At 70.5% G+C, this 9,796-nt stretch carries 7 protein-coding genes and 1 pseudogene; 1 reads left to right on the top strand and 7 read right to left on the bottom strand.

The genetic code is table 11. From position 1 onward, the window contains the following. From KBX53_RS11580 to KBX53_RS11570, 3 genes are all read right to left on the bottom strand, one after another. Positions 1-843, bottom strand: an 843-nt coding sequence (locus KBX53_RS11580) for an acyl-ACP desaturase (RefSeq protein ID WP_210859090.1), incomplete at its 3' end; no start/stop codon positions are given. Positions 844-914: 71 nt separating this feature from the next. After that, the gene (gene hisS / locus KBX53_RS11575; RefSeq protein WP_210859088.1) at positions 915-2,243 is read right to left on the bottom strand and encodes a histidine--tRNA ligase; all 1,329 of its coding nucleotides are present in this window, start codon (positions 2,241-2,243) and stop codon (positions 915-917) included. Between the two features lie 72 nt (positions 2,244-2,315). Beyond that, positions 2,316-3,026, bottom strand: coding sequence for an MBL fold metallo-hydrolase (locus KBX53_RS11570; RefSeq protein ID WP_030336975.1), 711 nt, complete (start codon positions 3,024-3,026; stop codon positions 2,316-2,318). Positions 3,027-3,312: 286 nt separating this feature from the next. Between KBX53_RS11570 and KBX53_RS11565 the strand changes: the two are divergent. Beyond that, positions 3,313-3,519: pseudogene (locus tag KBX53_RS11565) on the top strand (peptidylprolyl isomerase); the annotation flags it as partial. A 67-nt stretch (positions 3,520-3,586) separates the two neighbouring features. Here the strand turns inward: KBX53_RS11565 and KBX53_RS11560 are convergent. The 4 genes from KBX53_RS11560 to secD all read right to left on the bottom strand — a co-directional run. Further along, positions 3,587-6,109: a bifunctional (p)ppGpp synthetase/guanosine-3',5'-bis(diphosphate) 3'-pyrophosphohydrolase gene (locus tag KBX53_RS11560; protein WP_030336970.1), complete on the bottom strand. Its 2,523-nt coding sequence runs from the start codon at positions 6,107-6,109 to the stop codon at positions 3,587-3,589. 197 nt (positions 6,110-6,306) lie between these two features. Next, positions 6,307-6,873, bottom strand: a complete 567-nt coding sequence (locus KBX53_RS11555; protein WP_030336968.1) for an adenine phosphoribosyltransferase — start codon at positions 6,871-6,873, stop codon at positions 6,307-6,309. 78 nt (positions 6,874-6,951) lie between these two features. Further along, a complete protein-coding gene (gene secF / locus KBX53_RS11550; RefSeq protein ID WP_030336967.1) occupies positions 6,952-8,148 on the bottom strand; it encodes a protein translocase subunit SecF in 1,197 nt (398 codons plus the stop codon). Position 8,149: 1 nt separating this feature from the next. Beyond that, the coding region (secD, locus tag KBX53_RS11545) for a protein translocase subunit SecD (protein ID WP_210859086.1) at positions 8,150-9,796 on the bottom strand (1,647 nt) is incomplete at its 5' end.

The following is a 9,796-nucleotide window of genomic DNA, read 5'->3' as shown; positions in this document are numbered from 1 at the left end:
GGCGGCCTCGCCGTCGGCGTTGAGGCCGGTCACGTTGAAGACGTCCCACTGGCGCAGGACCGGCTGCAGCACCTCGTCGCGGTGCTGGCGCAGGTCGTAGATGCCGGCCAGGGCGATCGCCACCGACTTGCGGGCGAAGCCGTCGATGCCACTGCCCGGCATCTGGAAGTCGGCCACCACGTCGGCGACGGCCCGCATGGCCTGACTCGGGGCCAGCTCGAACGCGGCGGCGAGCAGGTTGCGGTAGAAGACCATGTGCAGGTTCTCGTCGGCCGCCACCCGCGCCAGCAGCGCCTCGCAGGCCGGGTCGCCGGTGGCCTTGCCGGTGTTGCGGTGCGAGATGCGGGTGGCCAACTCCTGGAACGAGACGTACGCCAGCGAGTGCAGCACCTCGTCGCCGTGGGCGTTGGTGTAGCCCTCCGACATGTGCGTCATCCGGGCCCGCTCCAACGCCACCGGGTCGACCGCCCGGGTGACGGTCAGGTAGTCGCGGATCGCGACGCCGTGCCGCCCCTCCTCGGCGGTCCACCGGTGCACCCAGGTGCCCCACGCGCCGTCCCGGCCGAACAGGGTGGCGATCTCGTGGTGGTACGAGGGCAGGTTGTCCTCGGTCAGCAGGTTCACGATCAGCGCGGTGCGGGCCACGTCCGGGATGGTGGAGTCGGTCGGCGACCACGCCTCGCCGCCGAGCGGCCCGTCGAAGGTCCGCCCCTCGCTCCACGGCACGTACTCGTGCGGGAACCACTCCTTGGCGAGCGAGAGGTGGCGGTCGAGGTTGCGCGCGACCACCGGCTCCAACTCGACGAGCAGCGCGGTCTGACTCAATGTGGTGCTGACGGTCACGAGAAACTCCCTACGGTGGCGTAACTTACGCTACCGTAGGTCCCCGCGGCCGTCAGCGCCAGTGGAGAGACTCACCCAACCGTCGGCTTGAGGTCCTCCAGAGGGGGCATCCACTCCTGCGCAGCGGCGGTGACCTGCTCACCTGAGCGGATGTCCTTCACCTCGTCCGGCGCTCCGTCGACGCCCGGGAACCAGACGTACGGAATCCCCCGCCGCTCGGCGTAACGGATCTGCTTGCCGAACTTCGCCGCGCTCGGTGACACCTCGGTCGGCACCCCGCGCCGCCGCAACGCCTCCGCCACCCGGTTGCTGGCCGGCCGCTGCTCCTCGTTGGTCACCGCGACGAGCACGGCGGTCGGCACCTCCCGGGAGACCGACAGCGCCCCCGCGCCGAAGAGCAGCCCGAGCAGCCGGGTCACACCGATCGAGATCCCCACCCCCGGGTACGAGACAGCACCGGCGCTGGCCAGGTTGTCATACCGGCCGCCGGAGCAGATCGAGCCGAAGCGCTCGTAGCCGCGCAGCTGGGTCTCGTAGACGGTGCCGGTGTAGTAGTCCAGGCCACGGGCGATGCGCAGGTCCGCCACGCAGAGCCCGGGCGAGTGCGCGGCGGCGGTCTCCACCACCCGGATCAGTTCCTCGATGCCCTCGTCGAGCAGCGGGTCACTCACCCCGAGCGCCCGCACGGCGTCGGCGAACGACGCGTCCGGGGCGGAGATCTCGGCCAGCGCCAGGCACGCCTTGGCCTGCGCCTCGCTCGCCCCGGCGGTCTGGGCGAGCAGGTCGGCCACCTTCGCCGGGCCGATCTTGTCGAGCTTGTCGACGGCGCGCAGCGCGGCCTCCGGGTCGGTCAGCCCGACACCCCGGTAGAAACCCTCACTGATCTTGCGGTTGTTGACCTGGATGGTCACCGGCGGGATCGGCAACGACCGCAGCGCGTCGCCGATGACCAGTGGCATCTCCGCCTCGTGGTGCGGGGCCAGGGTGTCCCGGTCGACGATGTCGATGTCGGCCTGGACGAACTCCCGGTAGCGACCCTCCTGCGGCCGCTCACCCCGCCACACCTTCTGGATCTGGTAGCGGCGGAACGGGAACGCAAGCTTGCCGGCGTTCTCCAGCACGTACCGGGCGAACGGCACTGTCAGGTCGAAGTGCAGGCCGAGCTGGTCGTCACCGGCCGGGCCCTCAGCGTCGGCGTGCAACCGCCGGATCACGTAGACCTCCTTCGAGGTCTCGCCCTTGCGCAACAGCTGGTCCAGCGGCTCCACGGCGCGGGTCTCCAGCGGCGCGAAACCGTACAGCTCGAAGGTGGCCCGGATCTTGTCGAGCACGAACTGCTCGATCATCCGCTGACCGGGGGTCCACTCCGGGAAGCCGGAGATGGGCGTGGGCTTGCTCATCGGCGTACTCCTTGCGGTTCCGCGCCGGTGGCGCGGTGGTGTCGTGGGTCCGCGCGTGGCGCGGACGAAGATCTAGAGGCCCCGGGTGGGAGCGGCCGGCGACGTGCCAGCCACCTCGATGAGGTACGGGTTGCTGGCGCGCTCGCGGCCGATGGTGGTGCTGGGGCCATGGCCGGGCAGCACGACGGTGTCGTCGGCCAGCGGGAGGATCTTGTCGCGCAGGCTGCTGAGCATGGCCGGCATGCTCCCGCCCGGCAGGTCGGTGCGGCCGATCGACCCGGCGAAGAGGACGTCACCGGAGAGGCACAGCTCGTCGGCCTCCCAGCCCGACCCGGCGCCCGGCAGCCGGAACAGCACCGACCCGCCGGTATGGCCCGGGGCATGGTCGACGGCGATCTCCAGGCCGGCGAGGGTGAGGGTGGCGCCGTCGGTCAGCTCCGCCACGTCCTCCGGCTCGGTGTAGCTCAACCGGCCACCGAAGAGCGACGTCAGGTCGGCCGAGAGGCCCTTGGCCGGGTCGGCCAGCATCTCCCGGTCGCCCGGGTGCACGTAGGCGGTGATGCCGCGCGCACCGCAGACCGGCGCTACCGAGAAGGTGTGGTCGAGGTGGCCGTGGGTGAGCAGCACGGCGGCCGGATGCAGGCGGTGCTCGGCGAGCAGCGCGTCGAGGCGGCCGAGCACCCCGATGCCGGGGTCGACCACCACGCACTGCTCCCCCGGCGCGGTGGCAACCACGTAGCAGTTGGTGCCGAAGGCGTCCGCGGGAAAGCCGGCCACGAGCACTGGCGCTGTCCTTTCCGTCGAGCAGCTGTCGTCCTGCCCCGCAGCCTATCGGGCGCGCCCAGCCGGTTTGCCGCGTCCGTCCCCGGCACCCCGTAGGGCACAGTGACGATCTCCGATAAGCGCTGCTCGGGACGGGGCGGACCTCGTACACCACATTCCCAGTCACTAGCCGTACACTCTGGCGGGCGTGTGGCGCGGCACACGTGACGCCCGGACGGGCCGGGGCGACCGGCCGCCGGCGACGACCAGGTAGAGGAAAGGGGAGCACTGGTGGCTTCCAGCAGGGACCGGCAGCCAGTTCTTCATCGTCTACGGCGACTCTCCGCTGGACCCGGCGTACACGGTGCTGGGCACCATCACCGGCGGCCTGGACCTGGTCAAGGACGTGGCCAAGGCCGGCGACGACGGGGCGTTCGCCCAGCAGGCCGGCGGCGGCCACCCGAAGAAGGAGGTCATCATCAAGGACCTCGCGATGAGCAACCCGCAGGGCTGACACCCGCGCAGACGACACAGCGCCCGCCGGCTGAGCCGGCGGGCGCTGTCGTGTTCGGGGTACGGCGTCAGGCGCCCGAGGTGACCCGGTAGGCGTCGAAGACGCCGTCGACCTTGCGGACCGTGGCCAGCAGGTGGCCCAGGTGCTTCGGGTCGGCCATCTCGAAGCTGAAGCGGCTCACCGCCACCCGGTCACGGGTGGTGGTGACGGTGGCGGAGAGGATGTTGACCCGCTCGTCGGAGAGCACCCGGGTGACGTCGGCCAGCAGCTTGTGCCGGTCCAACGCCTCGACCTGGATGGCGACCAGGAACGTCGAGGCGGAGGTGAGCTTCCAACTCACCTCGACCACCCGCTCGCTCTGCGCGCGCAGGTCCTCGGCGTTGGCGCAGTCGTCGCGGTGCACGCTCACCCCGCCGGAGCGGGTGACGAAGCCGAACACCGAGTCCGGAGGCACGGGGGTGCAGCACCGGGCCAGCTTGATCCAGACGTCGCTGACGCCCCGGACCACCACGCCCGGGTCACTGCTGCTCTGCCGGCTGCGCGGCGGCCGGGTGGCGACGGCGGTCTCGGCGATGTCCTCCGCCGCACCCTCCTCGCCGCCGTACGCGGCCATCAGCTTCTGCACCACCGACTGCGCGGAGACCTGGCTGTCGCCGACCGCCGCGTACAGCGAGGCCACGTCGGCCAGGTGCAGGTCGCGGGCGATCGACATGAGCGCGTCGGAGGTGAGCATCCGCTGCAACGGCATGCCCTGCTTGCGCATCGCCTTGACGATCGCGTCCTTGCCGGCCTCGATCGCCTCCTCGCGCCGCTCCTTGTTGAAGTACTGCCGGATCTTCGTCCGGGCGCGCGGGCTCTTGACGAAGCCCAGCCAGTCCTGCGTGGGGCCGGCCGTCTCGGACTTCGACGTGAAGATCTCGATCACATCGCCGTTGGACAGCGTCGACTCCAGCGGCACCAGCTTGCCGTTGACCCGCGCCCCGATGCACTTGTGCCCCACCTCGGTGTGCACCGCGTACGCGAAGTCCACCGGCGTCGAACCGGTCGGCAGCGGGATGACGTCACCCTTGGGGGTGAAGACGTACACCTCCTGGCTGGACAGGTCGAAGCGCAGCGCGTCCAGGAACTCGCTCGGGTCGGCCGCCTCCCGCTGCCAGTCCAGCAGCTGCCGCAGCCAGGTCATCTCGTCGATGTGCGCCGGCGGGCCGACAATCTGGGTGCCCTTGTGCTCCTTGTACTTCCAGTGCGCGGCGATGCCGAACTCGGCGGTGCGGTGCATCGCGTACGTGCGGATCTGCATCTCCACCGGCTTGCCGGTGGGCCCGATGACAGTCGTGTGCAACGACTGGTACATGTTGAACTTGGGCATCGCGATGTAGTCCTTGAACCGGCCCGGCACCGGCTGCCAGTTGGCGTGGATGACCCCCAGCGCCGCGTAGCAGTCGCGAACCGTGTCGACCAGGATGCGCACACCGACCAGGTCGTAGATGTCGTTGAAGTCGCGACCCCGCACGATCATCTTCTGGTAGATCGAGTAGAGGTGCTTCGGCCGACCTGTCGTCTCCGCCTTGATCTTGGCGGCCTTCAGGTCGGTCTGCACCTTCTGCGTCACCTGCCGCAGCAACGCCTCGCGCTGCGGCTGGTGCTCCCCGATCAGCCGGTTGATCTCCTCGTAGCGCTTCGGGAAGAGCGTGCCGAAGGACAGATCCTCCAGCTCCCACTTGATCGTGTTCATACCGAGCCGGTGCGCCAGCGGCGCGAGGATCTCCAGCGTCTCCTTGGCCTTCTGCTCCTGCTTGGGGCGGGGCAGGAAGGTCAGGGTACGCATGTTGTGCAGCCGGTCGGCCAGCTTGATCACCAGCACCCGCGGGTCCTTGGCCATCGCCACGACCATCTTGCGGATCGTCTCGGCCTTGGCCGCGTCGCCCAGCTTGACCTTGTCGAGCTTGGTGACGCCGTCGACCAGCAGGGCGACCTCGCCGCCGAAGTCGGCGCGCATCTGGTCGAGGGTGTACTCGGTGTCCTCGATGGTGTCGTGCAGCAGCGCGGCGACCAGGGTGGTGGTGTCCATCCCCAGGTTGCCGAGGATCGTCGCCACGGCGAGGGGGTGGGTGATGTACGGGTCACCGGACTTGCGGTACTGCCCGGAGTGCCACCGGGCGGCCGTGTCGAAGGCGCGCTGGAGCAGCCGGGCGTCCGCCTTGGGGTGGTTGTCCCGGTGGCTCGCGATGAGCGGCTCCAGCACCTCGCTGACCTGAGAGGTCTGCCAGGGCGCGTTGAACCGGGCCAGCCGGGCCCGGACCCGCCGGCCGGTGGGCGCGTTGGACAGCCCGAAGCCACCGCTGGGCGACGGGTCGATGCCGGCGTCGCTCGGGAACGGCACCACGACACCGTCGGCGCCGGGAGACGCCTCGGCGCTCGGCGGGCCGCTGGTCGGACGCACCGGGCTCTCGCCGGAAGCCCTGCCGGAGCCGTTGCCGGTGCCCGTCACCCGGGCCGGCGCGTCGCCTGTCCGGTCAGTCACCGAGCCGTCAGCGTCGCCTGTCGGGTGCACCGTGCCCTCCGCCGGAGGGACGACATCGTGGGACACCGGCCTCCTCACCGCTCGCCGGAAACACGCCGGCCGAAGATCGGCCGACCTGGTCTCGCTCGCCGGACGGGGTACCGCCGGCGTCAGCAAAGGGCAATGCTACCCGCACGGACGGTCCCCTGCCGCTCCGCCGGACGGTCGGCGCCGGGTCCATCCGACAGGTCCGGGATCAAACGGTCAGCCGGGTACCGACCGGCTCAAACAGTCAACAGGGCGTGGACGGGACGCGGCGCCAGTCGCTCACGTCCACCCAGGAAACCGAGCTCCAGCAGCACGGTGAAGCCGGCGACGGTCCCACCGGCCCGCTCGACCAGGTCCAGCGTCGCCTCGGCGGTGCCACCGGTGGCCAGCACGTCGTCGACAACCAACACCCGGTGCCCGGCGGTGAAGGCGTCCTCGTGCACTTCCAACGTCGCCTCGCCGTACTCCAGCGCGTAGGAGACCGAGTGCGCGGGGCGGGGCAGCTTGCCGGCCTTGCGTACCGGCACCACGCCCACCCCCGTCGCGTACGCGATGGCCGCCGCGACCACGAACCCACGCGCCTCGATGCCGACCACCACGTCGAAGGCTTCCCGCCCGTGATACGAGACGATCCCGTCGATCACCTCACGGAAGACCTTGCCGTCGGCGAACAGTGGCATCAGGTCCTTGAACAAGACGCCCGGCTTGGGAAAGTCGGGCACGTCCAGCACCCGGCTGGCGACCAGTCGGGCGGCCTCCGGGCCACTGTCCCCGCGCGCTGCGGTGCTGTGGGTCTCCGTCACGGCTGTTTCGCTCTCCTTCGACGACGAACGGCGTCCGGCAACAGCATGCCGGACGCCGTTCGGGTGTTTCCTGTCGGGTCAGCGCCGCTTGGCGCCACCCGGCCGGTTGCCGCCGCCACCCGGGCGACCGCCCCGGGCACCGGTCGGGCGCTTGCCCGCCGGCCGAGCGCCCACCTTGGGGGCGGCACCGGCCAGCGCGGCGGCGTCCTGGTCGACCGGCTCGTCGGACGCGACGGCCTGGGCGGCCGGGCTCGCGGCGCCCTTACCGGGGACCTCGCCGCGGGCGACAGCGCCCCGCCGGCTCAGGACGCGCTTGTTGTGCGCCTGGATCCGCGGGTCGTAGTTCTTCAGCAGCGCCAGCAGCGGGGTGGCCACCAGGATGGAGGTCAGGAACGCCACCGCCATACCGACGAACAGCACCAGACCGAGGTCCTTCAACGTGCCGGCACCGAGCAGGCCGGCACCGATGAAGAGCAGACCGCCGACCGGCAGCAGAGCGACGACGGAGGTGTTCAACGACCGCATCAGGCTCTGGTTGATAGCCAGGTTGGACGCCTCGCCGTACGTCTGGTTGTTGTTGGCGGTGATGCCCCGGGTGTTCTCCTGGACCTTGTCGAAGACCACCACCACGTCGTAGAGCGCGAAGCCCAGGATGGTGAGGAAACCGATGATCGTCGACGGGGTGACCTCGAAACCGACCAGCGAGTAGATGCCGGCGGTGAGGATCAGGTTCGTGATCAGCGAGGCGACCGCGGCCACGGCCATCCGCCACTCGAAGCGCAGGATCAGGTAGACCATCACCAGCGCGATGAAGATGACCAGACCGAGCACGGCCCGCTCGGTGACCTGGCTGCCCCACGCCTCACTGACCTGGTTGCTGCTGATCTGGTCGGCGTTGATGCCGAGGTCCTCGGCGATCTGGGCCTTGACCGCGGTGGCCTGCTCGGCGGTGAGCTGCGGCGTGCGCAGCTCGTACGAGTCGCCGCCCGGGCCGCCGACCTTCTGCGTGGTCGCCACCGTGACACCGGTGTTCTCGGCGGCCAGGGCCGAGTTGACCTCCCGCTCGGCGTCGTCCAGGGTGCCGACGCTGGCCGGCACCTGGAACGAGTTGCCGCCCGCGAACTCGATGCCCAGGCTGAACCCGCGGATCGAGAAGCTGAGGATCGCGATCAGGATCAGAACCCCGGCGACGCCGAACCAGAGCTTGCGCCGGCCGACGATGTTGAGACCGGCCTCGCCGTTGTAGAGGCGGCTCGCCAGACCGTTTTCAGCCATCTCAGGCCTCCTTGGCGCGCGGGTTGCGGGGCTGAGTCGGCTGGTTGCGGGCCGGAAGCGCCCGGCCCAGACCGCTGACCCGCGGGGACAGGAACGCCCGGGTCCGGGCGAACATCGTCATGATCGGGTGACGGAAGAGGAACACCACCACCAGGTCCAGAACGGTGGCCAGGCCGAGCGCGAACGCGAAGCCCTTGACCGTGCCGACCGAGACCACGTAGAGCACCACCGCCGAGAGCAGGGTGATCGCGTTGGCCGAGATGATCGTGCGACGGGCCCGGATCCAGGCACGCGGCACCGCGCTCCGCGGGCTGCGCCCCTCCCGGATCTCGTCCTTCAATCGTTCGAAGTAGATGACGAACGAGTCCGCCGCCACACCGAGCGAGACGATCATGCCGGCGATGCCGGCGAGGGTGAGCGTGAAGCCGATCTGCCGACCGAGCACCACCAGCGCGCCGAAGACCAGCAGCGCGGAGAGGATCAGGCTCAGGAAGATGACCGAGCCGAGCAGCCGGTAGTAGAAGAACGCGTAGATGATGACCAGCAGCATGCCGATGCCGGCCGCGAGCAGACCAGCGCGCAGGTGGCTGGCGCCCAGGGTGGCGGTGACGTTCTGCGCCTCCTGCTGCTCGAAGGTCACCGGCAGCGCGCCGTAGCGGAGCTGGCCGGCGAGGGTGCTGGCGTCCTTCTGGGTGAACTGGCCGGTGATCTGCGAGTTGCCGGTGAGCACACCCTGGATCTCCGGGGAGGACACGATCTCGTTGTCCAGCACCACGGCGACCCGGCACTTGCCGTCCTGGCCCAGCGCGGTCGCGTCACAGGCCTGGCCCTCGTTGTTGAACGCCTCACGGGTCAGCGAGGTCCACTTGCCCTGACCGTCGCCGGTGAAGTCCAGGCTGACCACCCAGGCGTTGGTCTGGTCGAGCACCGCATCGGCGTCGGAGACGTCGGTGCCCAGCACCTTGGCCTGGTCGAGCAGGTACTTCGAAGCGCCGTCCTCGCAGGAGACCACCTGCTGCTTCGGGTCGGAGATCGACGCCGGGGGGCGCTGGTCGAGCTGCGCGCAGCCGATCGTCGGCACGTTGAACTGCATCTGCGCCGGCAGCACCGCGATTTCCTGCGGAGACAGCGTGCCGAACGGCTTGAGCTTCTCGGCCAGCGACGGGTCGGCGGTCAGGTCGGCCGGGGCCTGCAGCCCGTTCGCGGCCTGCCACGCGGCGGCACCGACCTTCTGCTCGACGAGCTTGCGCTGCTCCTCCACGCTGGCCGGCACCGGCTCCGAACTGGCGGTGGGCGCGGCGGCGCTCGGCGAGGCCGAGGCGGACGCGGAGGGAGTCGGCGTGGCACTGGGCGACGCCGGGGCCATCCCGCCCTGACCACCGCTGGGCGACGAGGTCACCTTCGGCGAGGCGCTGCCCGTGGGGGTCGGGGTCGCGGCGCCGGACGGGGTCGCGCTGCCGGTCGGGGCGGCGCTGCCGGACGGGGTCGGCGTGGCGGCGGGCGGCGCCTCGGCCACCCCGCTGCCGGAGGCGGCCTTGAGCACCTTGCGGAAGCGCAGCTCGGCGGCTTCGCCAACGTCGTCGAGGTTGCGGTTCTCACCGGGCAGGGAGATGACGATGTTGCGGTTGCCCTCGGTGACCACCTCGGC

It is taken from the genome of Micromonospora sp. M51 (genome assembly GCF_018070305.1).
Classification (GTDB): Bacteria; Actinomycetota; Actinomycetes; order Mycobacteriales; family Micromonosporaceae; genus Micromonospora; species Micromonospora parva.
The sequence above is the reverse complement of the archived record's forward strand: the minus strand, read 5'-3'. Positions and strand labels throughout refer to the sequence as shown.